Genomic DNA, 26029 nt, shown 5'->3' with positions numbered 1-26029 from the left:
AAAAAGGAAATGCCTATTCGTACGTATAAAAGCCTCTGCCTGTCTTACGTCCCAGCCAGCCGGCCTTCACATATTTTCTTAACAGCGGACACGGGCGGTACTTATCGTCACCAAAGCCCTCATGGAGCGTTTCCATAATATAAAGACAAGTGTCAAGTCCAATAAAATCTGCCAAAGTAAGCGGACCCATCGGATGATTCATCCCAAGCTTCATGACTTCATCGATCGCTTCCTTTGAAGCCACCCCTTCATATAGGGTAAAAATGGCTTCGTTTATCATTGGCATCAGCACTCGATTTGACACAAATCCCGGAAAGTCATTAACTTCAACTGGTACCTTTTTGAGCGTCTTTGTTATGTCTTCGATTGTTTGGTAGACGTCATCGGCTGTTGCAAGTCCGCGAATGATTTCTACTAGCTTCATAACCGGAACTGGGTTCATAAAGTGCATACCAATCACTTTTTCGGGCCGCTTTGTGGCGGCTGCAATTTCTGTGATTGGGAGGGATGATGTATTGCTTGCTAGGATGGCGTGTGCAGGCGCAATTTCATCCAGCTGGCTGAATATTTTCGTTTTGATTTCCATATTTTCCACGGCTGCTTCAATAATGAGGTCTACGGCTTTGGCGTCCTGCAGATCTGTTGATGGAGTAAGATTGTTGAGAATCTCTTCCATTTGCTCTGCAGTCATCCGTTCTTTTTCAACCTGACGGGAAAGGTTTTTCCGGATCACACCTAGACCGCGATCAACAAATTCCTGTTTTAAATCGTTTAAAAAAACGCTGTAGCCCGCTTGTGCACAAACCTGGGCAATCCCTGAGCCCATTTGGCCCGCTCCGATTACCATGATTTTTTGTACGTTCATTTTTTATTCCTCCGTTCGGTTGAATGTTATATTGGCCGATTGTTGGGATGTTAATTTTTTTACTGACAAATTTTTCAATTGGCTGATAAACTGGCTAAATTGGCTGACAAGCCGGTGTATTTGGCTGATAAATAGCACGAATTGGCTGGCAAACCGATATATTTGGCTGATAAATTGCCTAAGCGGCTAATAAACAAAAAGATTCCGCAAATAAATAAGCTAAATTGGCTGATAAAAACACATTCCACTGATAAACTGGCTAAATTAACTGATAAAAAGTCAGATTCCACCTGATAAGCAAGTAAATCGGCTGACTAGCATGCAAAGTTAGCTGCCAATTTCAACTTGGACCAAAGAATTTTGTACCCAAATTTAGCTTTTTGGAACCTCAATCATAATGGCATCCCCTTGCCCGCCGCCGCTGCAAATCGCTGCGATGCCGATGCCGCCGCCTCTGCGTTTTAACTCATGCATTAGTGTCAAAATAATTCTCGCTCCGCTTGCGCCGATTGGATGTCCCAGCGCGACCGCACCGCCATTCACGTTCACCTTATTTTCATCAAGGCTGGCAATTTTTCCGCTTGTTAGGGCAACAGCTGCAAATGCCTCATTAATTTCGAAAAGATCAATCTCCTCAACGGATTTCCCTGTCTTTTTCAAGAGCTCGTTGATCACAAGACCCGGTGTTTTCGGGAAATCCTTCGCCTCCACCGCAATAGCCGTGTGACCGAGAATAACTGCTTCTGTCTTTCTTCCTTCACGAACAGCTCTTTCTTCACTCATCAAAACTAAAGCCGCCGCTCCATCATTCACTCCAGGCGCATTGCCGGCCGTAATTGTGCCCCTTTGACCAAAGGCTGAACGAAGCTTCGCCAATTTATCAATGGACGTATCCTTTCGAGGAGATTCATCTTCGGAAATCATAATGGGCTCTCCTTTTCTTTGCGGCACCGAGACTGGAACAATTTCCTCCGCTAGCCTTCCAGCTTCTATTGCAGCAATGGCCAGTTCATGACTTCTAAGCGCCCAGCGGTCCTGCTCTTCCCGGCTAATGTCCATTTCTTCCGCCGTTTCATTTCCGTACATCCCCATATGAACCCCTTTGAAACTGCAGCTTAATCCATCATGTGTCATTAAATCCACAACTTGCGCATCCCCCATGCGAAGTCCCCAACGAGCGGTTGGCAGTATATACGGCGCTTGGCTCATGGATTCCATTCCTCCAGCCACGATTACCTCTTCATCACCGAGGCGGATGATTTGATCCCCTAATGTGACACTGCGCATGCCCGAAGCACAAACCTTATTAACGGTTTCTGTTTTCACATTCCAAGGAAGCCCTGCTTTTCTTGCAGCCTGACGGGAAGGAATTTGGCCTTGCCCACCTTGGAGTACCGTTCCGAGAATGACTTCACCGACTTCCTCCGGTTTGACACCAGCACGAACTAAAGCCTCTTTTACAGCGAAACCGCCAAGGTCTGAAGCAGAAAAGCTGCTTAATCCCCCAGCAAACTTACCAAATGGCGTTCTTGCTCCACCCAAAATTACGGTTCTTCCCATCAGAATCTCTCCTTTGTTTTACTTTTTTTAAAAACTTTCTTGCCCAATTGATTCATAGCGATCAAGCCATTTGACTGAACGCTCGCTCAATATCCATCCAAAAAAATATAATTGTAAGCGCTTTATCTATAATTCTATTTTACTTTAAAAATAGTAAAAATTGAAATACTTTACGAAAAATTCATAAAGTTCAACTTCAATTAACGGAATCCACCAATTGAAGTTGAACTATAAAATTCATTAAGAAACTAAAGTTTGCTTCTCCCCGATGACGGATTTCTCGAGAATTTCTGCTACATCGTACGTATGGACGGTTTCTTCCACTTCCTTCGCCTTCGTTCCGTCCGATAGCATCGTTAGGCAGTATGGACAGCCTGAGCTGATGATTGATGGGCTTACGGCTAATGCTTGCTCGGTACGAGATACGTTAATGCGGTGGCCGGTTTCTTCTTCCATCCACATTAAACCGCCCCCCGCTCCACAGCACATGCCGGTTTCGCGGTTTCTCTCCATTTCTACAAGCTTCACCCCTGGAATGGATTTCAGAATTTCGCGAGGCGGATCATAAACCTCGTTATAGCGGCCTAAATAACAAGAATCATGGAACGTAATCGTTTCATTTACCGGATATTGCGGCTTCAGCTTTCCTTCCTCAACAAGCTGTGCAAGGATTTCCGTATGGTGGTAAACCTCTGCTGTAAGTCCGAAATCAGGGTATTCATTTTTGAAAATATTGTAGGCATGCGGGTCGATTGTGACGATTTTCTTCACTTCCGCCTTTTCAAATTCCTCAATATTTTTTGTCGCCAGCTCCTGGAATAAGAACTCATTTCCAAGACGTCTCGGTGTATCCCCTGAGTTCTTCTCCTTGTTTCCAAGAATGGCAAACTTCACGCCCGCTTCATTCATTAATTTTGCAAAAGAAAGAGCAATCTTTTGGCTGCGGTTGTCAAATGAACCCATGGATCCTACCCAGAATAGGTACTCGAACTCTTCCCCAGCTTTATTCATTTCTTTCACAGTTGGTATATGAACATCCTCGCGTGCTTCACGCCAGTTTTCCTTCTCTTTGCGGTTTAATCCCCAAGGATTTCCTTGACGCTCAATGTTCGTCATAGCACGCTGTGCGTCTGCATCTAACTTTCCTTCTGTTAAAACAAGATAACGGCGAAGGTCGATAATTTTATCTACATGCTCATTCATAACTGGACATTGATCCTCACAGTTACGGCAAGTTGTGCATGCCCAGATCTCTTCTTCTGTAATGACGTCGCCAATTAAGCTTGGGCTGTATGCTAATCCTGCAGCTGCTTCCTCTGCCGCTTTTCCCGCACCTGCTAAGGCAATCTGATTGCCCATTGTATTCGAAAAAGCAAAAGTTGGCACCCATGGCTGTTTGGAAGTAACGGCTGCTCCATGATTCGTTAAATGATCACGAAGCTTTAGAATTAAATCCATCGGTGACAGCATTTTGCCTGTTCCCGTTGCTGGACACATATTCGTACAGCGTCCACATTCTACACAAGCGTAGAAATCAATCATTTGCAGCTGAGTGAAGTCTTCAATTTTTCCGACTCCAAAGCTTTCTTGTGTTTCATCTTCGAAATCAATTTTTGTCAATTTACCAGGCTTTTCAAGACGGTTGAAATAGACGTTAGCAGGTCCTGCGATTAAGTGTGCATGCTTGGATTGCGGCACATACACAAGGAAAGCTAATAGGAAGATTAGATGAATCCACCAAGCGATATAGAACACAACGATGGAGGCTGTTTCGCCCATCCATGAGAAAGCGCCTGCAATGACTGACGCAACTGGCTCTGTCCATGCTGCTTCATGTCCGTGCCAGATCATGCTCATTCCATTTCCTAGTAAAACGGAAAGCATTAATCCACCGATAAAAATAAGCACTAGACCCGATTTAAAGCCTCTTTTTAAGCGGATAAGCTTCTCCACATATCTGCGATGGAAGGCCCAAATCACAGCAACCAGAATCATTAAAGTAACAAGCTCCTGGAAAAACGTAAATCCTGAATAGAGAGGTCCAAGCGGCAAATGCGCACCTGGTTTGATTCCTTTAATGATGAAATCAATGGCGCCAAATTGGACTAGAATAAACCCGTAGAAAAACATGACGTGGATGATTCCACTTTTCTTATCCTTCAACAGCTTCTTCTGGCCAAAGACATTCACCCAGATTTTACCTAGACGTTCCTTAACATTGTTATCAAACTCTACCTTCTTTCCGAGTTTGATATATTCAATTCTCGTTTTAACAACATACACAAATAAACTGACTGCGTAAGCGGTTACAAGGAGAAATCCAATTAGATTCACCCACAACAATCCTGTCATACGTTTGCTCTCCCCTCTTAAAATGGATTGTCCAGCCTATAATTCTAAAATTTTAAATACAATAAAATTTTCAGAAATTATTCCTTGTCTCTATTATATTATGAATGAGCATTCAGTCAACATATTTTATTTTGAAAATTTTTCAGTTGACTAAATCACTTCTATCTGCTTAGAAAATAATTATATAAATGATTGGACTGGAGATAATAAATGGAAACCATCACGAGGAGGAGAAAGTAATGAAAGTAACCTCCATTCTTTTCATCATCGTTCTATTGATTGCTCTTTGGCTGGCGCTTGATTTTTATTTTGGACGAAATAGGCAATTAAGCAAACAATCAAAGAAGGAGTATCCCTTTTGGAATAGCAGCCTGGATATTTTTACAGAAGGACCGGCATTATTCGAGGATCTTTTTTCGGAAATAAAAAAAGCAAAGCTTCACGTTCATATATTATTTTATATTGTTAAAGACGATCAAATTAGTACAGAATTTTTAAATATCCTGAGGCAAAAATCTCGAGAGGGAGTCGAGGTCCGCCTCCTTCTGGACTGGCTTGGGAGCCATCTCATTGATAAAAAAACGATCCAGTCTTTAGAAAGTGAAGGGATTCAGTTTTCTTTTTCCCAGCGGCCCAAGTTCCCCTTCCTGTTCTATACGCTGCAGGCTCGCAATCATAGAAAAATTACAGTTATCGACGGGGAAATTGGGTATATCGGCGGTTTCAATATTGGCAAGGAGTATATTGATTTAGATCCTAAATTGAGTCCATGGCGAGACTATCATTTGAAGATTGAGGGTGAAGGTGTAAACAGCCTGCAAAAGGAGTTTTTGACTGATTGGCGCCATGACAGCAAGGAGGATTTGCTGGATCATCCAGATTATTTCCCTGCACTTCCTCAGGGTCCGTCTAGACATCAATTAATTCCCTCTAAAGGCGCGTTTCTGGAGGATACTTATACGACGTTAATACGGAAGGCAGAAACGAATATTACCATTGGAACACCTTATTTTATTCCCAGCCAAAAACTGCTGCGTGAATTGTCTAATGCCCTCTCAAGAGGTGTCAGCCTTACCGTGCTTGTCCCGAAGACATCTGATCATCCTCTTGTTAAGGAAGCTTCGTATTATTTTTTTAGAAAATTAATTAGGCAGGGTGCGGTTGTTTACGAATTTAAAAATGGATTTTATCATGCTAAGACCCTTATTATTGATGATAAAGTTTGCGATGTGGGCACAACAAACTTTGATCTTCGGAGCCTTTTTTTAAACTATGAAATTAACTGTTATATCTATGATTATGACTTTATTCAGAAGGTGCGGCAGGTTGTACAATCAGACATTCGCCAATCCGAACGAATGATGCTCACTGAACTAAATCAGTTTAACCCCCTCCGGTCATTTAAGGAATGGGCGGCGCATTTGATTATATTGTTTTTGTGATTGCCGGGCTATGAGCCAGTAGTGGGAGCGATTTAGGAGGTGACTCTCGCGAACGCGTGTTATGAACCTTTCATAGTGGGCGTTTTACGGACGGTACCTGCCAAACGCATATCATGAACCCCTCATAGTGGGTGTTTTGCGGGCGGTACCTGCCAAACGCGTGTTATGAACCCTTCATAGTGGGCATTTCGCGCGCGGAACCTTCCAAACGCGAGGTATGAACCCTTCATAGTGGGCGTTTTGCGGGCGGAATCTGCCAAACGCGTGTTATGAACCTTTCATAGTGGGCATTTCGCGGGCGGTACCTGCCAAACGCGTGTTATGAACCTTTCATAGTGGGCATTTCACAGGCGGTACCTGCCAAACGCATATCATGAACCTTTCATAGTAAGCGTTTCGCGGGCGGTACCTGCCAAACGCGTGTTATAAGCCTTTCATAGTGGGCATTTCGCGGGCGGTACCTGCCAAACGCGTGTTATGAACCTTTCATAGTGGCATTTCACAGGCGGTACCTGCCAAACGCGTGTTATGAACCTTTCATAGTAAGCATTTCGCAGGCGGTACCTGCCAAACGCGTGTTATGAACCTTTCATAGTAAGCGTTTCGGAACACCCCCCTCCTAACGCGAAGCATGAACTAATAGAAACCACTTTTTCCAATCAAAAAAAGCTGGCCGTAAACAGGATAGCCCATTTAATGGGAACCTTCCTTTTACAAGCCAGCTTCTTTATTACATTTTTTCCGGAGCGGATACGCCAATTAATGCAAGGGCGTTTTTCAATGTGGTTTTAACTGCTTTGATTAAACCAAGTCTTGCTTGCGTCCGTTCTGGGTGGTCGGTATCTAATACTTTTTCAGCATTGTAGAAGCTGTGGAACGCAGATGCCAATTCGAAAATATAGTTGGTAATTCGATGCGGCAATCGTTTTTGTGCGGCTTCCCCAACTGCTTGTGGGAACTCGCCCAGCTTCTTCAAAACGTCTATTTCCTTTTCAGCTGAAATCAAGGAGAAATCCGCAGAGCTGCTCACGGTTAATCCCTGCTCCTCGCCTTGGCGTAAAATACTGCAAATCCGTGCGTGGGCATATTGCGCATAATAAACAGGGTTTTCATTAGACTCGGAAACAGCCAAATCCAGATCAAAGTCCATATGCGTGTCCGCACTTCTCATCGCAAAGAAATAGCGAGTTGCATCCAACCCTACTTCTTCCACTAGATCACGCATCGTTACCGCTTTTCCTGTCCGTTTGCTCATCTTCATTTTTTCGCCGTTTTTATATAAATGAACGAGCTGAATAATTTCTACTTCAAGCGTTTCACGGTCGTAGCCTAATGCTTGAATAGCTGCTTTCATACGAGGAATATAGCCGTGATGGTCAGCACCCCAAATATTAATCAGCTTTTCAAAGCCGCGCTCCAGCTTGTCTTTGTGGTACGCAACATCTGGTGTTAAGTACGTATAAGATCCGTCATTTTTAATCATAACCCGGTCTTTATCATCGCCAAAAGTCGTAGAGCGGAACCATGTTGCCCCCTCTTCCTCATAAATATGGCCGTTGTCCTTCAATGCTTGTAAAGCCGTATCAATTTTTCCATTATGATAGAGGGATGTTTCAGAATACCACACATCAAACGGAACACGGAATTCTTCTAGGTCAGCCTTTAGCTTGGCCATTTCAACCTTTAATCCATATTCACGGAAGAAGTCAAAGCGCTCCTGCTCATCCACATGAACATATTTGTCGCCGAATTCCTCAGCAAGCTTTTTCCCAATCCCAATAATATCCTCGCCGTGGTAGCCGTCTGCAGGCATTTCTTTTTCCAATCCTAATGCCTGGAAGTAACGGGCTTCCACTGAATACGCAAGATTATTAATCTGGTTGCCAGCGTCATTAATATAGTACTCGCGGGAAACATCATAGCCAGCCTTAGCCAAAATATTGGACAAAGAATCCCCTACAGCCGCACCGCGAGCATGCCCAAGGTGGAGGTCCCCAGTCGGATTGGCGGATACAAACTCCACTTGAATCTTTTGATTGGCCCCAATATTCGTTTCTCCGTACTTGTCGCCTGCATCAAGAATGGCAGGAATTAAATTCGTTAAATAGCTGTTGTCCATGTAAAAATTAATAAACCCTGGGCCCGCAATCTCCATTTTTTCAATGGAGGCTTTCGATTTATCAAAATTCGCAATCAGCGCCTCGGCAATCATTTTCGGTGCCTTTTTTGCAACGCGTGCAAGCTGCATCGCCATATTCGTGGAATAATCCCCGTGTGCCTTTTCCTTCGGCGTTTCCAAAATAACGTTTGGTATTTGTTCTTCAGTTGCTAGATTCGCTTTAATCACAGCTGCTTTAATTTCTTCTTTCAGTTTGTTTTGCATTTGCTCTACACTGTTCAACTTTCTTCCTCCTCTTCGAAAGTAATCAATAAATGGTATGTACCTGAACTTGCGCCTTGCATTTTCAATTCATATAAAAGGTCGATAGAGCCGGTCCCGGTCTGTTCGTTAAACTGATGATCCAACCTTTTTGTCAACGTTTCCATCTCAAACACGCCATAAGGTGTATGATAGCTTCCCTTAAGCTTTTTATTCATGATAAAAGGGAGCCTCATTCTCACAGCGCCGCTTCGCATAATAAGACCTTCTTTATCTGATACTTTGATAATCGTTTTGGCCATTCCCTCTTCCATCGCTTCCTCATATTGAAGAAACCGGGCATTTTCCTTTATATAGTATCGACCAAATGCGATGAGTTCAAAAGTGTCTTTGCTGTGCCCATCTCGAATATCTGTCTTTACTTTAATTTTAACAGGCATTTGCTCCGCTGGTCTAGTAGACAACGGCCACACATCCTTTTCGTAACATTATAGTAGACTTTTGCAAAAGGTTCTACTTTTCCCTGTACTATAGCCTTTTTTTAAAATGGAAAAAACGGAGACCTCTGTCTCCGTCATCGTTTTTTAAAAAGCTTTTCTTACTTTACCCAGCCCAAAATCATTTCGCGAATAAGCTTGCTCGCCGTGTTAGCCGTTTGCTCAGACGGGTCGTAAATAGGTGCAACCTCTACAAGATCACAGCCAACTACGTTTACATTGGAACGGGCAATTTCATGAATGGAAGCGAGAAGCTCCTTCGATGTAATGCCGCCTGCGTCCACAGTGCCAGTTCCCGGAGCATGTGCAGGGTCAAGCACATCAATATCGATTGTTACATAAACAGGACGTCCCGCAAGTCTTGGCAAAATCTCTTTTAACGGCTCCAGCACCTCAAATTTTGAAATGTGCATGCCAACTTCTTTTGCCCATTTGAATTCTTCCTTCATTCCAGAACGGATGCCAAAGGAAAAAATATTTTGAGGCTCGATTAGATCACAGGCTTTGCGGATAGGAGTCGAGTGGGATAATGGCTCCCCTTCGTAATTCTCACGCAAATCCGTATGTGCATCCATGTGAATAATCGCTAAATCCGGATATTTTTTATACATTGCCTTGAAAACAGGCCATGAAACTAAATGCTCACCGCCCATACCAAGAGGAAATTTACCCTCTGCTAAAAGCTGGTCAATAAATTCCTCAATTAAATCCAGGCTTTTCTGCGGATTTCCGAATGGCAGCGGAATGTCGCCGGCATCATAATATTTTACTTCTTCCAATTCGCGGTCTAAATAAGGGCTATATTCCTCGAGCCCAATAGACACCTCACGAATACGGGCAGGGCCAAAACGTGAGCCCGGACGGTAGCTGACAGTCCAATCCATCGGCATTCCGTAAATGACCGCTTTACTTTCTTCGTAATTCGGATGGCTTTTTATAAAAACATTGCCAGAGTATGCTTCATCAAAACGCACCACTGTCATCCCTCGTTCGTATTAAATTTGGGGTCTCAAGCCCCTTGAGTGCTAAGTCATAAGTACTCTTTTTTCAAAAAAAACAGTTTGTCAGCCAATTTACCTGTTTTGTCAGCCAAATTTTCGATTTGTCAGCCCATTCACCAGCTTTGTCAGCCAATCGAGATTTTGCTGCCAATTAACTTCACTTATTTACTCCACTAAATCCTTCACAAATTTCGGCAATACGAAAGCAGCCTGATGAAGCTCTTTTGTATAATATTTTGTTTCGATTTCATGGAAGCGGTCTTCACTTACCTCTAGTGGATCATACTTTTTAGAACCGATCGTGAACGCCCATAATCCGCTTGGATACGTTGGGATGTTCGCCACATAAAGACGTGTAATCGGGAAGATTTCCTTAACGTCCCTTTGAACACTGCGAATCAAATCGGCTTTAAACCAAGGGTTATCTGATTGCGCAACAAAAATTCCGTCTTCTTTTAAAGCTTTGGAAATCCCAGCATAGAAGCCTTTTGTAAAAAGATTCACGGCTGGACCAACAGGCTCAGTGGAGTCAACCATAATCACATCGTATTCATTTTCACTTTCAGCAATGTGCATGAAACCATCGCCAACCTGAACATCCACACGCGGATCGTCTAGTTTGCCTGCGATTTCTGGAAGGTACTTTTTAGAATACTCGATGACCTTCCCATCAATATCAACAAGCGTTGCTTTTTTCACACTTGGGTGCTTAAGAACTTCGCGAATCACACCGCCGTCCCCGCCGCCAACAACTAAAACATTTTCAGGATTTGGATGTGTAAACAACGGTACATGTGCAACCATTTCATGATAAACAAATTCGTCCTTCACAGAAGTCATAACCATGCCGTCTAGTAAAAGCATATTGCCCCATTCTTCCGTTTCCACCATTTCAAGCATTTGAAAATCTGTCTGTTCTGTATGTAAAGTCTGCTTAACCTTCATTGTAATCCCAAAATTCTCTGTTTGCTTTTCAGTAAACCAAAGTCCCATTTATCTACCCATTCCTTCCGTAAAATATCGATTATTTACTGTCGATAACAATTCTTTTTTATACTTCCCAATCTGAATAATTACAAACATGAGAAAAAGTATAGATGAATCTAGCAAAAAAGCAAGAAAAAATTGAATTTTGCTCAAGAGAAATGTTTAAAACGAAAGGTTTGTTTCAATACTATTGAGAGATGGAATTTTTACCTAATTAGAAATATATAAAAGTCTATTAAAAACTTTGGAGAGGTGGTGGTTTTCACGATGGAGATTATGACGAATCAACGTTTCAAAAAAGCTGGCAAGGTTTTACGCGCCATCTTGATTTTAAGCTTAATTGGTTTTACCCTAGTTGCTATGATCATGGCCGGCATTTTGCTATATGCCAAGGTTCTTGGGCCTCCGCCTCTAGCTGTTCCGCAGTCGACCTTATTCTATTCGGATGATGGAACCGTGATCGGGGAAAGTCATAATGGCCAAAAGCGGTATTGGGTAGAGCTCGCAGACATTAGCCCAAACTTAGTGAATGCCACCGTTTCGATTGAAGACCGGAAATTCTACTCCCATCATGGGTTTGATTATAAGAGAATTGCAGGAGCCATCATTGCGGATATTAAAGCAATGGCCAAAGTACAAGGGGCGAGCACCATTAGCCAGCAGTATGCCCGAAATTTATTTCTTGAACATGAAAAAACATGGAAGCGTAAATTGAAGGAAGCCTTCTATACGATTCGGCTTGAAATGAACTATTCGAAGAAAGAGATTCTTGAAGGCTACTTAAATACTATTTATTATGGCCATGGCGCTTATGGATCAGAAGCAGCAAGCCAGTTTTATTTTGGCAAGCATGCGGGCGAATTAACACTTGGGGAGGCTTCGATTTTAGCTGGAATTCCAAAGGGGGCCGGCATCTATTCCCCACTCGTATCAGTCGAAAATGCAAAAAATCGGCAAAAAATCATTTTAAACACGATGGTCGAAAACGACTATATTGATAAAAAGATGGCTGAAGCCGCTGTGCAAGAACCGTTGACCATAGTTGGGAAGCATCTCCATACAAAAGCTGTAACAGCCCCATACTTTCAGGATGCGGTTCGCCAAGCATTGAAAACAGAGCTGAAACTGGATGACCGGGTCATTGAATTGGGGGGATTAAAAGTTTACACCACCTTGGATATGAAGCAGCAGGAAATCGCGGAACAGACAGTTGATCAGTTAATATCTAAGGAATCTGAAATCCAAGTTGGAATGGTTTCAATGAATCCAAAAAACGGGCATGTCAAAGCGATGGTCGGAGGAAGAGATTACACGGAAAGTCCTTTTAACCGTGCCGTTCAGGCCATTCGCCAGCCGGGATCAACGATGAAGCCGCTGCTCTATTACGCTGCTTTGGAAAATGGATTTACCCCTTCCACTTTAATGCGAAGTGAGCAAACCACTTTCCGATTTGATGACGGAAGACCCGACTATACACCGAAAAACTTTAACAGCCAGTATGCGGATGGCGATATCACCATGGCTCAGGCGCTAGCCCTTTCGGATAATATTTATGCTGTGAAAACCCATCTTTTCTTAGGAATCGATACACTCGTCAACACAGCTCAGAAATTCGGACTTTCGACGAAAATGAACAGTGTCCCGTCCCTGGCACTAGGCACATCTGGCGTTCGGGTAATCGAAATGGCAAATGCCTACAGCATATTTGCGAACGGCGGAAAAAAGGTGTCGCCTGTTTTAATCACAAGGGTTGAAAATCATAAGGGAGAAATCATTTACAAGCAGGAAAAAGAGGCGCTCCCAATATTAAAATCTGATTTAGCCTATGTGATGACACAAATGATGACAGGCATTTTTGACCCGAAGCTGAACGGGTACACAAGTGTCACGGGGCGGTCCGTTATCAATGATATGACTCGGACATACGCAGGGAAATCCGGCTCAACGGATGCCGACAGCTGGATGATCGGCTATTCGCCTCAGCTTGTTTCCGCCGTTTGGACCGGCTTTGACAAAGGAAAAACGATTCATAAAACAGCAGATAAATCCTATGCAAAAAATATCTGGATTCGCTTTATGGAGGAGGCGCATCAAGGCTTGCCAGTCAAAGGCTTTAAACCGGCAAAAGGAACAGTCGGCGTCTATGTGAATCCGGAAAACGGCAAATTAGCCACTGATGAATGCCCTGTTAAACGTCTAACGTATTTCGCAAGTGGCACAGAGCCAACCGAATATTGTACAGCTCACTTGTTATATCAAGAGGAGAAACCAGATGTAGAAGAGAAGCCAGCGAAGAAGCCTTGGTTTAAGCGGTTGTTTAATTGGTAAAATAGAACCAATTTTGTAGCGGTTATTGGCTTGTTGGACAGGTTTCGGGGATTTGACCAAAACTTGTCCAAATTAGCCCGATTTCTGGACAGCTTTTCTGGTTTTCTACTAAACCTGTCCAAATCAGCTCGGTTTCTGGACAGCTTTCTGAGTTTTCTTCAAAACCTGTCCAAATCAGCTCAGTTTCTGGACAGCTTTCTGAGTTTTCTTCAAAACCTGTCCAAATTAGCTCAGTTTCTGGACAGCTTTCTGAGTTTTCTACTAAACCTGTCCAAATCAGCTCGGTTTCTGGACAGCTTTCTGAGTTTTCATCAAAACCTGTCCAAATTACCTGCTATGACAAATTGAAAAACCTCGTGCCAAAAGGCCCGAGGTTTTTCTTGTCCTAGTTCTATACAGTGCATTCACACTGTTAAATATTGTACTATTTTGTATTGGATTTGGGCAAGTAGTTAGAAATTTAAGTCAGTAATCTGTCACAATTTCGTCATAAATTAAAAAGATTATTTTAATTTTCTTGCAAACCATCCTTTAGTTGTTGTAGAGAGCGTTCCCACATGCCGGCATCGTGATTTTTCAGAAATCCACTTAGAACTTTCTTCGATTTAGCATCCATATGATCAACCATAATATGGCGCTTAATCGATTTATCCATGCGGTTTACATGCTCCGGCAAGGATTTATAGCCTCTGCGAATTTCCCGGTCTACTGTCATTTCACAAGCTGTCACACCTGCGTAATAAGGACCATCCTCTTTGCGGTCAATCGTCACCCAAATCAGCCAATACGGCTTTCCATTTGGCACATCTTCCTTATTGGGCAGGAATTTAATACCCTTTTCCACTGGGCTGCGGGCATGCAATGCACCCACTTCAATTGATGCCTCCCCCGCCTCCACGTCAATGATGACAGGCGAAACATTATCCAAACTTAACGACCCCGAGCCAAAGCCTCCATGTCCGGCAGTCGGATCATTCTTAATAATATTGAATGCAATATTTTTCTTCTTATTTTCTTCCAACGTGAAGTTCCTCCTTTTTTCAAAAAACCTATTATAAAAATATCCCGCCAAAGAAGTTAGCTAACCCATCTGCAACGACAGGCAAAACAAAACGAAAGATTGGCTGAATCGTATATTGGTCGAGCGGCGTAATCACAAGAATTAAGAAAATGACCGATCCATATGCCTCATATTGTGTTAATCGCGGCCTAATCGATTTTGGCATTAAATCCTCCACAATGCGATATCCGTCCAAAGGCGGAAGCGGGATTAAGTTAAAAATAAACAAAACTAAATTGAGATGAATAAAAATATTTAAAAAATCCGGGACAAAGGATGGCAATCCAGCCGCAACACCCATTCCTGCCATAGCATACCAAATGAGAAACCCTAAACTCGCCATGATCAAATTGCTAATTGGGCCGGCAATGGAAACTGAAATTCCTGCTAAACGAGGATTTTTAAAAAAGAATCGGTTAACCGGAACAGGTCTCGCCCAGCCAAAGCCTGCAATAAAAATCAGGATCGTTCCAATTGGATCTAAATGCTGAATCGGATTTAACGTGAGTCTTCCTTGATTTTTCGCTGTTGAGTCGCCGAATTTATAGGCGACAAACGCATGGGCAAATTCATGAACGGTAAAAGCAATCATTAATGTAATCGCCACATAAGGAATTTCCTTTAAATCAAAGGCTAAAAATTGTTCCAAGGCCAAAACCCCTTTAATTACAACTTAAAAAAATTATACACGATATCAAGGATAAAGGGAAAACGAATGAACTACTTGCACATTTTTCTGAAATATGAAAAACTAAAAACATTAGGAAAAGCTGAGGTTAAACCGCCTGTAAAATGAAAGCGGAAAACCACAGCCTACAAAAAAAGGAGAGATCCCCATGCCATATGTAACAGTAAAAATGCTAGAAGGCCGTACAGAAGAACAAAAGAAATCACTCGTTGAGAAGGTAACAGACGCAGTAAGCGAAACAACAGGAGCACCGAAGGAAAATGTTGTTGTGTTTATCGAGGAAATGCCGAAGAACCATTACGCTGTTGCAGGCAAGCGCCTAAGCGACCAATAATTTGTGCTGGGGTGCGAAAAGCCCCCTGCTTCCAACAGGAAAGCCGGGCAAGCTCAATGCCCGGCTTTTTCTTTCAAGCTTTCAATATATTGATAAGCCGTCTCCACTTCTTCCTCCGTATAGCGCTGCTTGCTTTTTAACGTAAAAATCTTCTCCTGCACTTCTTCCCTTGGCAGACTTTCGAAAAAAAGTACGGTCGATACAAGCTCAAGGAATCTTGCATTTTGGCTGTTCATATCAGTCAAGCAATCTTGAAGATTGGGCATAGCTACCCCTTCATTCAAGCTCAAGAACTCCTTGCCATTGTCCGTTAACGTGTACCGGTACTGATAATAGCCGCCCTTCTTCTCCTTCACCTCATTGAGGAAGCCCATATTGCAAAGCTCCTCCACTCTCAAAGTCAGCTCCTCGGAATAAGGGCCATAAAAATGAAATTGAAATCTTTCTTGAAAGGGGAATTCTAGTTTTTTTGCGATATATACCATTTTCTGAAGCCGTTTCCGTCCAATGATTTCTTCTGAGGCAGCAATGGCATGAATAATTTTAGCATGATCTTTCAACAAGATACGTCAACTCCTACTCCATTTAATACCGTGACACGTCTATTTCAAGCAGCTTGCAAATGTCTTTTTTTATCGCAGATTCTGTTGAAAAGTCCTTTAGAAAATCTGCTGGATAATATAATTTATGGTCGGTTCTTCTTTTTCCAGAGATCGCATCGACAATTTCAGATTCCCGGGAAAGCTCCCGAATTTCTCCATTTTTCATCAGCAAAGAAATCGGCAGCCGTTCTTCTTCTTCTCCCGGCCGGTAAAAGTCATACGGAAGATCGGATGAGGAATCGACAACTAAATAATACTCAGGATCAATTCCTGCCTTCTGAAATAGAATGGACAGCTCCGCAAGCTTTTTATATTCCTTTGCAGGGTCAAATTCAGCATATTTAAATAGATTGCGATTCATAAAGCGGCGGCAAAGGTCCCGTAGAATAGGATCCTCTTCCTCCTGCCACATTTGAAAATAATAAAGGATGATTGCTTCATCTAGTTTCAGATAATCTTCAAGTGTAATTTCCCCATTAAACATCGAGAAAAAATGATTTGGATGCGATTTGAAAGAATAGCCTTTGCTATGTAAGTCTTTCGCACGGTGCAAAATTTTCGTCAAAATCACTTCGGCACTTCTCGTCACAGGGTGGAAGTATACTTGCCAATACATTTGGTACCGGCTCATAATATAGTCCTCAACAGCATGCATACCGCTTTGTTTAAAAACAACCTGGTCTTCCCCCGGCTGCATGACGCGCAAAATCCGCTCCATATCAAAATGGCCGTAGCTGACCCCTGTATAGTAGGCATCCCTTTGCAAATAATCCATGCGGTCGGCATCAATCTGACTGGAAATAAGGCTGACGACTAATTTGTTTTTTGACGTTTTCGCGATGACTTCAGCAACTTTCATAGGAAAATCAGCACTTATGGTAGATAGAACGCGGTTGACTTCTGTTTTTCCGAGAATGATAGCTCTTGTATAATGCTCATGGTCGAGGTCAAAGACTTTTTCAAATGAATGGGAAAATGGGCCATGTCCTAAATCGTGGAGTAAAGCTGCGCACAGGGAGAGGAGACGGTCATCTTCATTCCATTCCGGCCGGCCATGAAACACATCATCCGCAATTCGGCGAATAATCTCATAGACACCTAGGGAATGGTTAAAACGACTATGCTCGGCCCCATGGAACGTTAAATAAGTAGTCCCGAGCTGCTTAATTCTTCTAAGGCGCTGAAACTCCTTCGTCCCAATTAAATCCCAGATTACCCGATCCCTCACGTGAATATAGCGATGGACAGGGTCTTTAAATACCTTTTCTTCACGTAACTTCTCCACCGGATATGCCATCATTTACCTCCGATTTTCTAATGTGTCTCTATTATAGCCCGTTTCCTTCTGCAATTCACTACAGAAAATCTGCTAATTCTGCAGAATTCGACGAAAACCTTGATGCAGGCGGATCATCTTAAGAAAAACAAAAATCACCTTAGGGGCGATCAAAAAGGTGATTTTACTTCTTAAGCTTTTTATTAACTTTTTCCATTAATTCCTCTTCCGTTAACCCAGCGAGCGGACGATTATTGACGAAGGCAAATGTTTTCTTACGGCCTGGTCCACAATAAGATTGGCAGCCTATCTCGATTTTCGCTTCTGGATCTATCTCCTTCAAACGGGGAATTAAGGTTTTTAAATTAACACCCTGACAATCGTCGCAAACACGAAATTCGTTTGCCATATTTATTACAACCCTTTCTATGGTCTATCTTAAAAAAATTTATACAAAATGGGCAAATGCCGCCTGAAATTAAGATAAAGGTGAATTTATAATCAGCGAGGGTCGGGTAAAAACTATCTGCACCTTCGCTTTCTCTTTTCGATATTGTCTAGCTCCAGCGCCTAGGGGCTCGCCGACTAAGAGCGCCACGTCCTGTGGCAACATCGGCACTAGTACGTCCTGTACGTCGGAGGTCATAAGTCAATCAGTCAAGAAGGTTAAAGTGCAACCTTCTCGCCTGCTTGCCTTATGCTTGTCGCCCCTGGTCAAGGCGCTTCCGCTTTTCGATTCTCTTGCTGTATTTTACAGCTTCTTTCCTTCTAATGCAAGCTGTCGCCTATGTTAAGCACCCGCAAAAGGGAAATAAACATATGAATCTAAAGAGTTTTCAATACCTATCTATTGAAAAAATAAAAAAATCTACTATCCTTTTAATTCACTTTGTATATTTTTCTTCTGAAATGTCCATCCTTATATTAAGAATTAAAAAATGTAAATGAATTGGGAGTTGAAGAAATGAAAGTTCGCCAGGATGCATGGACGGAAGAAAATGATTTATTGCTAGCCGAAACCGTTTTAAGACATGTAAGAGAAGGAAGTACGCAATTAAATGCTTTTGAAGAAGTGGGAGACCGCCTCGACCGAACTTCTGCGGCCTGTGGATTTCGCTGGAATGCAGTTGTGAGGCATCAATACGAAAAGGCATTGCAGCTTGCTAAAAAACAGCGGAAGCAAAGGCAGCGCTTGCTTGGAAAAGAACAAAGCGGAAAGAAAAAGCTGCTCTATTCGCCGCCTGTACCAGCCGTTTCAGAGGTTGAAGCCGTACCCGCTGCGGCCATGATGATATCTGCACCTGTAGAGCAGGATGATTATGATTCCATGGAAATTATCGAAGCAAGCCCTATCCCTGTCTATACGGAGAAACCAAGCTACACAAGTGGATCTCAAATTGGCGGCAATGATTTAAATCTTGATCGCATCATCACTTACTTACAATCTTTAAAACACTCGAGTATTCAATTAGATATTTTGAGAAATGAGAATGAAAGATTGAAGCGGGAGATTGCACAGATTAAGAGCCGAAACGAAGAGCTAGAGGGTAAGATTAATCATCTTGAGGAAAATTCGGAAACGATCCAAGAAGATTACGAGACGCTCATGAAAATTATGAACCGCGCCCGCAAACTCGTCCTTTTTGAGGAAGAAGAAAGACCAGCGACTAAGTTCAAGATGGACCGAAACGGAAACCTGGAAAAGGTAGCTGAGTAAATATAAAACTTCCAATTATGGGAGCAGGAGAAGGAATGACATCCTCGATTTTTATTAAAAAAAGCCGTAACGCTCTGTTTACGGCTTTCTCATATTTCACCCGAGTACCTTTTCGTTACGTTCAACGATACGCTGGTGATACCCTTCAAATAGCGAAATCTCCTCACCGTGCAATTCACCTGAAAACAAACGGTTAGAGCGAATCTTTAATGCTTGTAAAAACCGAAGCATCACATCTTGAATCGATAGACTTTGCCCCAGCAATTCAGATAAAGAAGCCATCACCTCAGGCTTTATGTCAGGAAAATGAAATTTAGTGTCCGCCTCTTTCTTGGAAATGGCATAAAAACGGCCAATTTGTTCAGCACGGGCACTCCCGCTTCCATGAACACAAAGATAAATCTGCACAGCCACTCCATTTCTCAGACGCCTTTGAGAAATGCCGGCAAACTTTTTCCCGCCTATACTTAAATCATAGCTTCCCGGACAATAGGAACCGACAATCTCCCTTGCTTCTATTTCTTTATTAAAATCAGAAAACATTTCTTTAATGAGCATCCACATCGCATCATAGCCCCGATTAATATCAATGCCCTTATCACCTTCTGAAAAAACTAGAGTTAGATTTAAGATCCCTTCATCCAACACAACAGCCAGTCCACCTGAATTTCTGACGATGACCCGATAACCCTCTTTCTGCAAATAGCTGATCCCCTCTTCCAGAAAGGGAAGCTTTGTATCCTGGATGCCTAATACAATCGTATCACGGTGAACCCAGGCCCTTGCCGTTGAGGGTGCCATGCCGCTCCCGACCGATGCACAGAGGGTATCATCCATTCCGAATGAATATAAAGCATCTAAATGGACGGCTGCTGACGATTGATCAATCACTCTCCATTGATCTTGCTGTAATAAGTCATTCATACACCCGGTTCTCCTTTTGAGCGAATCCTTTTCAATTATCAACCAAAGCACATTATATCAGCAAAAATGGCGAAAAAAAAGAGACGGACCTAAAGCCCGACCCTTAACCCTTTCCAAATCAATCATTCAATGTCTGTGCCGCGGTAATTAGTGCTAGTTTATAAACATCCTCTTCATTGCATCCGCGGGAAAGGTCATTAACTGGCTGATTCAACCCTTGTAAAATAGGGCCGATCGCCTCAAACCTTCCAAGACGCTGAGCAATTTTATACCCGATATTTCCTGCTTCCAAGCTTGGGAAAATAAAAACATTCGCATCCCCTTGAATAGGTGAATCCGGTGCCTTCTTTTTAGCCACAGATGGGACAAATGCCGCATCAAACTGAAACTCCCCATCAATCAATAACTGCGGATTCCGTTTTTTTACCTCTTCAACAGCCGCAATAACCTTATCGGTTTCTGGCGACTTGGCTGATCCCTTCGTTGAAAAGCTTAGCATCGCTATCCGAGGCTCAATATCAAACATTTTCGCAGTTCTAGCACTTTCAATCGCAATCTCAGCTAAATCCTGACTGTCCGGAGCAATATTTATGGCACAATCCGCGAAAACATACTCTTCATCCTCCCGAACCATGATGAAGACACCTGATGTTTTCCGTACACCCTCTATCGTTTTGATGATCTGCAATGCCGGACGAACGGTGTCGGCCGTTGAATGGGCAGCCCCGCTTACAAGTCCATCTGCTTTATTCATATAAACAAGCATCGTTCCGAAGTAATTTTCGTCTAAAAGAATTTTTCTCGCATTCTCTTCTGAAGCTTTTCCGTTCCTTCTTTCTACAAAAGCAGCAACCATTTCATCTGCAAACTCATATTGACTTGGATCGTAAATTTCCGTACCCTCTAGAGAAAGATTCATCTCCTTCGCCTTTGCTTCAATTTCGTGAATCTGGCCAATTAGGATGGGCGTCAGAATTTTTTCTTCCGCAAGTCTTCCCGCCGCAGCTAAAATTCGATTATCCGTCCCTTCCGGAAATACAATTTTCACATTTTTCCCCTTGACCTTTTCCTGTAACTTTCTAAATAAATCTATCATTACATTCTCTCCTTTTGCTGGAAAAAGTTAATCCTCTATTTTTAATCTAATGCTTGACCCTTTTATCGTCAAATTCAATCCTCTTAATTTGCCGCTTATAACAAAGTATCCACAATTTCGCCATACTATACGGACTTCCTTTCCAATTTCAAGTTTTATTACGTTGGCAATTGGAGAAACTATGATATAGTAATGGTGTAATTTTCTAAGTACATACATAGGAGTGATAGTTATGAGTGAAGCAGCAAAAACGCTCGAGGGCTGGTATAGTTTACATGACTTCCGTGCTATTGATTGGACGTCTTGGAAGATGCTTTCTAGTGATGAGCGCCAAGCAGCTATCCATGAGTTTGCAACCCTTGTTGATAAATGGAATGGGGTTCAAAGTGAGAAGAAAGGCAGCCACGCGTTATATACAGTAGTTGGCCAAAAAGCCGATTTTATGATGATGGTGTTAAGACCAACTTTAGAAGAATTAAATGAAATTGAAAATGAATTCAATAAAACAAAACTAGCTGAATATACGGTTCCTGTGTATTCCTATGTGTCTGTTGTGGAATTGAGCAATTACCTGCCTTCCGATCAGGACCCTTACCAAAGTCCAGAAGTACTTGCCCGCCTTTATCCAATTCTGCCTAAAGCGAAGCATGTATGCTTCTATCCAATGGATAAACGCCGCCAGGGCAATGATAACTGGTATATGCTTCCGATGGAGGATCGCCGCAATATGATGCGCAGCCACGGGATGATTGGCCGCCAATATGCAGGCAAGGTGAAACAAATTATTACCGGCTCTGTTGGCTTAGATGACTACGAGTGGGGCGTTACACTATTCTCTGACGATGCCCTTCAATTCAAAAAGCTTGTCTATGAAATGCGTTTTGACGAAGTAAGTGCACGCTATGGCGAATTTGGCTCTTTCTTCGTTGGAAATCTGCTTGAAGAAAATCAAATTGGCAAGCTGTTGCATGTCAATTAACCTGTTTAACTCCTAGATGATGGATCTAGGAGTTTTTTTATAAATCCCCCCTTTCCCCTATTGAATCCGCAATTGTATCTGGATATGAATCTTCCCTTTTTTTATTCATAAAAGAAAGCATAAAGGAACAGGCATGAACATACTATTGAATTAGTGAGTGAGTATCCAAATCTTGTAATGATTTTTGCCTAGCTTCCTTCAAGGCGTTTATAAGGAAAAGTTTCTGACGAACTATTAATTATGATCACACTTCTCTTGAGGAAAAAAATCTACGATGCTTCAAGGTTCTTTTTTATGAAGGAAATGGAGCGGGGGCTCACCTATTTAAGTGAGATACATAGCTCCGCTCAACACCGCCATTTTTCATTAAGGCAGAAAGTGTTCTGAAAATGGGGTGCTTTATTAATATTATCGGAATTATTTTAAGCTTGGGAGGGGAAAAAATGAGTCAATCAAATTTCAATCCATACGGAACACCTTATTATGGGTATCAGCAGCCAACAGCAGGGGTACAGGCGCAGAACTCTTCAATGAGAGTCCAGCCTAGCATGCCTCAAATGCAGCAAACAATGGGGATGATGCCAGCTGGGGGAATGCTTCCTCCGCAAACAATGGGAATGACCCCACAAACAACTGGCCCGCAGGTACCTGGTATGCTTCCGATTGAGCAATCTTATATCGAGAACATTCTCCGCTTAAACAAAGGAAAGCTTGTCACCGTTTATGCAACTTTTGAAAATAATAGAGAGTGGAATGCGAAAAAATTTGAAGGAATCATCGAAGCCGCTGGGAGAGACCATGTAATAATAAGTGATCCTCAATCGGGCATGAGATTCTTAATCCCAATGGTGTATGTAGATTATGTGACATTCTCCGAAGAAATTGAATACGAGTACCCAGGATTCACACAACCTGGAATGTTATCGCAATTTAGTCCACGATAATCGCATAACCAAAGAAGCTTTGACAACATGGTCAAAGCTTCTTTTCGTCTTCACTTATAAATTCTTCACAGCAGCTATAATTAATAGTACCCATGCCGCCAAGAAGGATACCCCACCTAAAGGTGTGATGGCACCTAGGACGCTAATTTGGGTAACAGCTAACACGTATAAGCTCCCTGAGAAAAGAATAATCCCGATGAGCATCATCCAGCCTGACCAGGAAATTAGAGCATTTGCCGGCATTTTACCAAGCAATACCCCGATAACCAAAAGGCCTGTAGCATGAAACATTTGATACTGTACACCGGTCTTCCAGATTTCCAGATACTTTGGCTCCACCACTTTTTCAAGCCCATGGGCACCAAATGCACCTAAAGCCACAGATAAAAAGGCATTTAAAGCCCCTATAATGATAAATAGTTTCATTGAACTTCCCTCACATCTGTATTCTGACTTCCATTAATAGCCCCTTGATTTAAAAATCAAATAGCGATTCTCCATTAGCACTGTCATCCATTTCTATTCGCTTCGGCTGCTGAATGGCGGCCGGCTGAGCTGGCTGGACAGTTGGAGCCATGTAAGAACTTATTGAAGGAGATACTCTATTCTCCTGTGCCGGCTCGTCAAGAATTAATTCGCATAACGATTTAATCGCATGAATCCTTTCCCGCAGCCTTGCCGTTGTTGAACTATCCTTTGCTTCCTTCAATTCCTTTTCCATCTTTCCTAAAAGCTGCTGGACGGTAATGTTCAACACAATCACTCCTTAGCATTCAAATAATTTCCTATAAAATCTAGGAAAGTGTGCCCTACTTATCTCCCTTTCTTTCAAAACGCATGCACGGCTGCCCCGATGCGCGCAAAACTTCCATGGATGGAAGCCTTGCTGTTTTGAATTCAAAGGCTCTACAGCCTTTAGGAAATCTTTGATCCCACGTTACATAGAAATATTTACACTTAAAACAATCCACTCTCTTTGCCATCATTTTCATTCTCCAAATTAATATTCTACATTATACATGATAGCAAATGAATTTTCGATTACACTGCTTTTTAAGGGCGGCTTTTGCCAAAACTTGTCTGTTCCACGTGAAACAAGGCGAATGATGTAGATAACGCTAAAATAGAGACTAAAAAAGGGCCTACTCACTACAGAATAGGACCCTCCTTTAAACCCTTATACCTATCTTTTTAGTACTGAATTTAAACTTAGCTTATAGTTCCTTATCCAAGCAAACGCTGATAAATCGCTCTAGCTTGTGATAAGTCCTTCGTGCCATGAATGAGCGCCCGGCCATCGTTAAAAATAACGAGACGCTGCTCTTCCATTTCAACCGAAAGTAAATAAGGATTTCCCTTTACTTGATAGCCAAGGGATTTCAACTGACGAGATAAATCCCCTAGCTGAATTTGCTGCACGTTTGGCGGACGAATTTGCACGGTATCCCTTCCGCAAAGGACCGTAGATTTCATCATGTTTTCACTGTCGAGATACGGGTAGGTTCTCACTTCCCCGCACGATAAACAGCCCATATCCTTTGCTTTCGAAACCTTCATGCTCGTATATTGATTTCTCCATAAATCGAAGCTGACGAAGGACGTTCTAACGGCGTCCCAATCTTCCACAAGAATTTTCAGAGCTTCTGCCGTTTGGTGTGAAATGACCATTTGAGCAGCAGGTGCAATAATTCCGCCTGTATCACAAGTCATCCCTTGGATAGGAACGGTTTTGAGCAGGCAATTCAAACAAGGGGTCTTTCCAGGGATAATGGTGAGGCTCATGCCAAAGCTCCCCACACATCCCCCATAGATCCATGGGATATGATGTTTTTGTGAGATATCATTGATCATCATTCTTGTTTCGAAATTATCTGTTGCATCAATGATGAGATCTATTCCTTGAACAAGTTCCTCCATCATTTCCGGATTCGCATCAGCAATCACAGCTTGAATGTTAACGTCTGAATTAATGGTTTTCAAACGTTTTGCAGCCGCTGCCGCCTTTGGAAGCTTCTCTTCGACATCCTGCTCTGTATAAAGCTGCTGCCGCTGCAGATTGCTTGCCTCCACATAATCGCGGTCAACGATCGTTAGCTTTCCAATGCCCGCTCTTGTTAAAATATCAGCATTTCCTGACCCTAAAGCACCTGCTCCAATCATCAATACATGCTTGGAACGGATTTTCTCCTGTCCCTCTTTCCCTATGAATGGAAACAGAGTCTGCCGGGAGTATCGATCATCCATAGAACATCAGCCTCCACTGACTGGAGGAATAAACGCAACAGTATCCCCAGCTTGAATAACCTCTTCATTTGAAGCAAATTCTTCATTAATAGCAGTCATCACATTTTCCAGATTAACGGACTTATATGTTTCAGAGATGATCTGTTTCAACTCGGCAACGGTTTTGCCGCCCACATTCAACTGCACAGATTCTTCCCCAACAGCATCACGCAAATGAGCAAAAAACAAAATTTTATTCATGTAAGTCACTCTCCTCCGGTTTTCCTTTTGGATAGGCAACCGTTTCAAGCTGGTTTCCGATCCATTCCTCTCCATCCTCCCAATGCTCCTTTTTCCAAATTGGAACAATCTCCTTGATCCGTTCAATTGCATATCGATTGGCTTCATATGCATCGGCACGATGGGGAGTTGAAACCGCAATAACAACAGCTATATCCGTAATATCTAGCTTCCCGACACGATGAGTAATGGCGACCTCAGCCCCGCTCCATCGCTCCTTTATTTCATCGCCAATTTGTTCAAGCTTCTTAACTGCCATCGCTTCATAGGCTTCATAAATTAAGTATAACGTCTTTTTTCCATGAGTTAATTCCCGTACGGTGCCGATAAAGGTCGTAATCGCACCCGCTTCACGCTGGACCACTTTATCAATCACCTCTTGAATGACAATCGGCTCCTTAGCAATCTCGTAAAAATTCAAGTAAACCCCTCCCCAACAACATATTTATTATCTCAATTTATCGTTAAAGTTTG

At 42.5% G+C, this 26029-nt stretch carries 25 protein-coding genes; 6 read left to right on the top strand and 19 right to left on the bottom strand.

Features of this window, described 5'->3' with window-relative positions:
* Window positions 1-13 precede the first annotated feature (13 nt).
* The 3 genes from AR328_RS14695 to AR328_RS14685 form a co-directional block, all read right to left on the bottom strand.
* Window positions 14-865 (bottom strand): 3-hydroxybutyryl-CoA dehydrogenase, encoded by an 852-nt coding sequence (locus AR328_RS14695; protein ID WP_066296647.1) that lies wholly within the window; start codon window positions 863-865, stop codon window positions 14-16.
* Between the two features lie 372 nt (window positions 866-1237).
* On the bottom strand, window positions 1238-2425 hold the full coding sequence (locus tag AR328_RS14690) for an acetyl-CoA C-acetyltransferase (RefSeq protein WP_066296644.1): 1188 nt from the start codon (window positions 2423-2425) through the stop codon (window positions 1238-1240).
* A gap of 240 nt (window positions 2426-2665) precedes the next feature.
* Entirely contained in the window at window positions 2666-4777 is a 2112-nt protein-coding gene (locus AR328_RS14685; protein WP_066296638.1) for a (Fe-S)-binding protein, read from the bottom strand.
* 239 nt (window positions 4778-5016) lie between these two features.
* On the opposite strand from AR328_RS14685, the gene cls reads away from it, so the two are divergent.
* Window positions 5017-6219: a cardiolipin synthase gene (gene cls / locus AR328_RS14680; protein ID WP_066296634.1), complete on the top strand. Its 1203-nt coding sequence runs from the start codon at window positions 5017-5019 to the stop codon at window positions 6217-6219.
* A 730-nt stretch (window positions 6220-6949) separates the two neighbouring features.
* On the opposite strand, the gene argS is transcribed toward cls, so the two are convergent.
* From argS to speE, 4 genes are all read right to left on the bottom strand, one after another.
* On the bottom strand, window positions 6950-8620 hold the full coding sequence (argS, locus tag AR328_RS14675; RefSeq protein WP_066296632.1) for an arginine--tRNA ligase: 1671 nt from the start codon (window positions 8618-8620) through the stop codon (window positions 6950-6952).
* Window positions 8617-9063, bottom strand: coding sequence for a DUF1934 domain-containing protein (locus tag AR328_RS14670; RefSeq protein ID WP_066296625.1), 447 nt, complete (start codon window positions 9061-9063; stop codon window positions 8617-8619). The genes argS and AR328_RS14670 overlap by 4 nt, the downstream gene beginning before the upstream one ends.
* Window positions 9064-9197: 134 nt before the next feature.
* On the bottom strand, window positions 9198-10070 hold the full coding sequence (gene speB, locus AR328_RS14665) for an agmatinase (protein WP_066297337.1): 873 nt from the start codon (window positions 10068-10070) through the stop codon (window positions 9198-9200).
* A gap of 192 nt (window positions 10071-10262) precedes the next feature.
* Window positions 10263-11090 (bottom strand): spermidine synthase, encoded by an 828-nt coding sequence (speE, locus tag AR328_RS14660; protein ID WP_066296623.1) that lies wholly within the window; start codon window positions 11088-11090, stop codon window positions 10263-10265.
* A gap of 261 nt (window positions 11091-11351) precedes the next feature.
* On the opposite strand from speE, the gene AR328_RS14655 reads away from it, so the two are divergent.
* Window positions 11352-13412 carry a transglycosylase domain-containing protein gene (locus tag AR328_RS14655; protein ID WP_066296620.1) on the top strand — a complete coding sequence of 687 codons (2061 nt, stop codon included), beginning with the start codon at window positions 11352-11354 and terminating at the stop codon, window positions 13410-13412.
* A 508-nt stretch (window positions 13413-13920) separates the two neighbouring features.
* Here AR328_RS14655 and AR328_RS14650 read toward each other — a convergent pair.
* Window positions 13921-14433 carry a YwhD family protein gene (locus AR328_RS14650; protein WP_066296618.1) on the bottom strand — a complete coding sequence of 171 codons (513 nt, stop codon included), beginning with the start codon at window positions 14431-14433 and terminating at the stop codon, window positions 13921-13923.
* Between the two features lie 31 nt (window positions 14434-14464).
* On the bottom strand, window positions 14465-15121 hold the full coding sequence (locus tag AR328_RS14645) for a site-2 protease family protein (protein ID WP_066296608.1): 657 nt from the start codon (window positions 15119-15121) through the stop codon (window positions 14465-14467).
* A 187-nt stretch (window positions 15122-15308) separates the two neighbouring features.
* On the opposite strand from AR328_RS14645, the gene AR328_RS14640 reads away from it, so the two are divergent.
* Entirely contained in the window at window positions 15309-15494 is a 186-nt protein-coding gene (locus tag AR328_RS14640) for a 2-hydroxymuconate tautomerase (RefSeq protein WP_066296602.1), read from the top strand.
* Window positions 15495-15547: 53 nt separating this feature from the next.
* On the opposite strand, the gene AR328_RS14635 is transcribed toward AR328_RS14640, so the two are convergent.
* The 3 genes from AR328_RS14635 to AR328_RS14625 form a co-directional block, all read right to left on the bottom strand.
* Window positions 15548-16057 carry a YwgA family protein gene (locus AR328_RS14635; protein ID WP_066296593.1) on the bottom strand — a complete coding sequence of 170 codons (510 nt, stop codon included), beginning with the start codon at window positions 16055-16057 and terminating at the stop codon, window positions 15548-15550.
* A gap of 22 nt (window positions 16058-16079) precedes the next feature.
* Window positions 16080-17393 carry an HD domain-containing protein gene (locus AR328_RS14630; RefSeq protein WP_066296590.1) on the bottom strand — a complete coding sequence of 438 codons (1314 nt, stop codon included), beginning with the start codon at window positions 17391-17393 and terminating at the stop codon, window positions 16080-16082.
* A gap of 163 nt (window positions 17394-17556) precedes the next feature.
* Window positions 17557-17781, bottom strand: coding sequence for a DUF1450 domain-containing protein (locus AR328_RS14625; RefSeq protein WP_066296587.1), 225 nt, complete (start codon window positions 17779-17781; stop codon window positions 17557-17559).
* 555 nt (window positions 17782-18336) lie between these two features.
* On the opposite strand from AR328_RS14625, the gene AR328_RS14620 reads away from it, so the two are divergent.
* Window positions 18337-19089 (top strand): RsfA family transcriptional regulator, encoded by a 753-nt coding sequence (locus tag AR328_RS14620; RefSeq protein ID WP_066296585.1) that lies wholly within the window; start codon window positions 18337-18339, stop codon window positions 19087-19089.
* 96 nt (window positions 19090-19185) lie between these two features.
* On the opposite strand, the gene AR328_RS14615 is transcribed toward AR328_RS14620, so the two are convergent.
* The gene (locus AR328_RS14615) at window positions 19186-20013 is read right to left on the bottom strand and encodes a lipoate--protein ligase family protein (RefSeq protein WP_066296582.1); all 828 of its coding nucleotides are present in this window, start codon (window positions 20011-20013) and stop codon (window positions 19186-19188) included.
* A 118-nt stretch (window positions 20014-20131) separates the two neighbouring features.
* Entirely contained in the window at window positions 20132-21109 is a 978-nt protein-coding gene (gene pta / locus AR328_RS14610; protein WP_066296581.1) for a phosphate acetyltransferase, read from the bottom strand.
* A gap of 232 nt (window positions 21110-21341) precedes the next feature.
* On the opposite strand from pta, the gene hemQ reads away from it, so the two are divergent.
* Entirely contained in the window at window positions 21342-22088 is a 747-nt protein-coding gene (gene hemQ, locus AR328_RS14605) for a hydrogen peroxide-dependent heme synthase (protein ID WP_066296578.1), read from the top strand.
* 443 nt (window positions 22089-22531) lie between these two features.
* Window positions 22532-23032: a spore coat protein GerQ gene (gene gerQ, locus AR328_RS14600; protein WP_082677246.1), complete on the top strand. Its 501-nt coding sequence runs from the start codon at window positions 22532-22534 to the stop codon at window positions 23030-23032.
* A gap of 54 nt (window positions 23033-23086) precedes the next feature.
* Here the strand turns inward: gerQ and AR328_RS14595 are convergent, their stop codons facing one another.
* The 5 genes from AR328_RS14595 to AR328_RS14570 form a co-directional block, all read right to left on the bottom strand.
* Complete coding sequence (locus AR328_RS14595; RefSeq protein ID WP_066296575.1) at window positions 23087-23458, bottom strand: DUF423 domain-containing protein; 372 nt, start codon at window positions 23456-23458, stop codon at window positions 23087-23089.
* Window positions 23459-23507: 49 nt separating this feature from the next.
* The gene (locus tag AR328_RS14590) at window positions 23508-23789 is read right to left on the bottom strand and encodes a YwdI family protein (protein WP_231734863.1); all 282 of its coding nucleotides are present in this window, start codon (window positions 23787-23789) and stop codon (window positions 23508-23510) included.
* A 467-nt stretch (window positions 23790-24256) separates the two neighbouring features.
* Window positions 24257-25276 carry a MoeB/ThiF family adenylyltransferase gene (locus tag AR328_RS14580; protein WP_066296568.1) on the bottom strand — a complete coding sequence of 340 codons (1020 nt, stop codon included), beginning with the start codon at window positions 25274-25276 and terminating at the stop codon, window positions 24257-24259.
* Window positions 25277-25282: 6 nt separating this feature from the next.
* Complete coding sequence (gene moaD / locus AR328_RS14575) at window positions 25283-25516, bottom strand: molybdopterin converting factor subunit 1 (RefSeq protein ID WP_066296564.1); 234 nt, start codon at window positions 25514-25516, stop codon at window positions 25283-25285.
* Complete coding sequence (locus tag AR328_RS14570) at window positions 25509-25976, bottom strand: molybdenum cofactor biosynthesis protein MoaE (protein ID WP_066296562.1); 468 nt, start codon at window positions 25974-25976, stop codon at window positions 25509-25511. Before AR328_RS14570 ends, moaD begins: the two co-directional genes overlap by 8 nt.
* Window positions 25977-26029: the final 53 nt, after the last annotated feature.

The organism is Bacillus sp. FJAT-29937 (genome assembly GCF_001509555.1).
GTDB lineage: Bacteria > Bacillota > Bacilli > Bacillales > Cytobacillaceae > Cytobacillus.
Note: the sequence above shows the minus strand (reverse complement) of the source record. Positions and strands in the feature narration are given on the sequence as shown.

What these genes read in the sequence shown, in the direction of transcription:
- AR328_RS14695 (WP_066296647.1), bottom strand. Translation starts at nt 865, where the DNA reads ATGAACGTACAAAAAATCATGGTAATCGGAGCGGGCCAAATGGGCTCA.
- AR328_RS14690 (WP_066296644.1), bottom strand. Translation starts at nt 2,425, where the DNA reads ATGGGAAGAACCGTAATTTTGGGTGGAGCAAGAACGCCATTTGGTAAG.
- AR328_RS14685 (WP_066296638.1), bottom strand. Translation starts at nt 4,777, where the DNA reads ATGACAGGATTGTTGTGGGTGAATCTAATTGGATTTCTCCTTGTAACC.
- cls (WP_066296634.1), top strand. Translation starts at nt 5,017, where the DNA reads ATGAAAGTAACCTCCATTCTTTTCATCATCGTTCTATTGATTGCTCTT.
- speE (WP_066296623.1), bottom strand. Translation starts at nt 11,090, where the DNA reads ATGGGACTTTGGTTTACTGAAAAGCAAACAGAGAATTTTGGGATTACA.
- AR328_RS14655 (WP_066296620.1), top strand. Translation starts at nt 11,352, where the DNA reads ATGGAGATTATGACGAATCAACGTTTCAAAAAAGCTGGCAAGGTTTTA.
- AR328_RS14640 (WP_066296602.1), top strand. Translation starts at nt 15,309, where the DNA reads ATGCCATATGTAACAGTAAAAATGCTAGAAGGCCGTACAGAAGAACAA.
- AR328_RS14630 (WP_066296590.1), bottom strand. Translation starts at nt 17,393, where the DNA reads ATGGCATATCCGGTGGAGAAGTTACGTGAAGAAAAGGTATTTAAAGAC.
- AR328_RS14625 (WP_066296587.1), bottom strand. Translation starts at nt 17,781, where the DNA reads ATGGCAAACGAATTTCGTGTTTGCGACGATTGTCAGGGTGTTAATTTA.
- AR328_RS14620 (WP_066296585.1), top strand. Translation starts at nt 18,337, where the DNA reads ATGAAAGTTCGCCAGGATGCATGGACGGAAGAAAATGATTTATTGCTA.
- AR328_RS14615 (WP_066296582.1), bottom strand. Translation starts at nt 20,013, where the DNA reads ATGAATGACTTATTACAGCAAGATCAATGGAGAGTGATTGATCAATCG.
- pta (WP_066296581.1), bottom strand. Translation starts at nt 21,109, where the DNA reads ATGATAGATTTATTTAGAAAGTTACAGGAAAAGGTCAAGGGGAAAAAT.
- hemQ (WP_066296578.1), top strand. Translation starts at nt 21,342, where the DNA reads ATGAGTGAAGCAGCAAAAACGCTCGAGGGCTGGTATAGTTTACATGAC.
- gerQ (WP_082677246.1), top strand. Translation starts at nt 22,532, where the DNA reads ATGAGTCAATCAAATTTCAATCCATACGGAACACCTTATTATGGGTAT.
- AR328_RS14595 (WP_066296575.1), bottom strand. Translation starts at nt 23,458, where the DNA reads ATGAAACTATTTATCATTATAGGGGCTTTAAATGCCTTTTTATCTGTG.
- AR328_RS14580 (WP_066296568.1), bottom strand. Translation starts at nt 25,276, where the DNA reads ATGGATGATCGATACTCCCGGCAGACTCTGTTTCCATTCATAGGGAAA.
- moaD (WP_066296564.1), bottom strand. Translation starts at nt 25,516, where the DNA reads ATGAATAAAATTTTGTTTTTTGCTCATTTGCGTGATGCTGTTGGGGAA.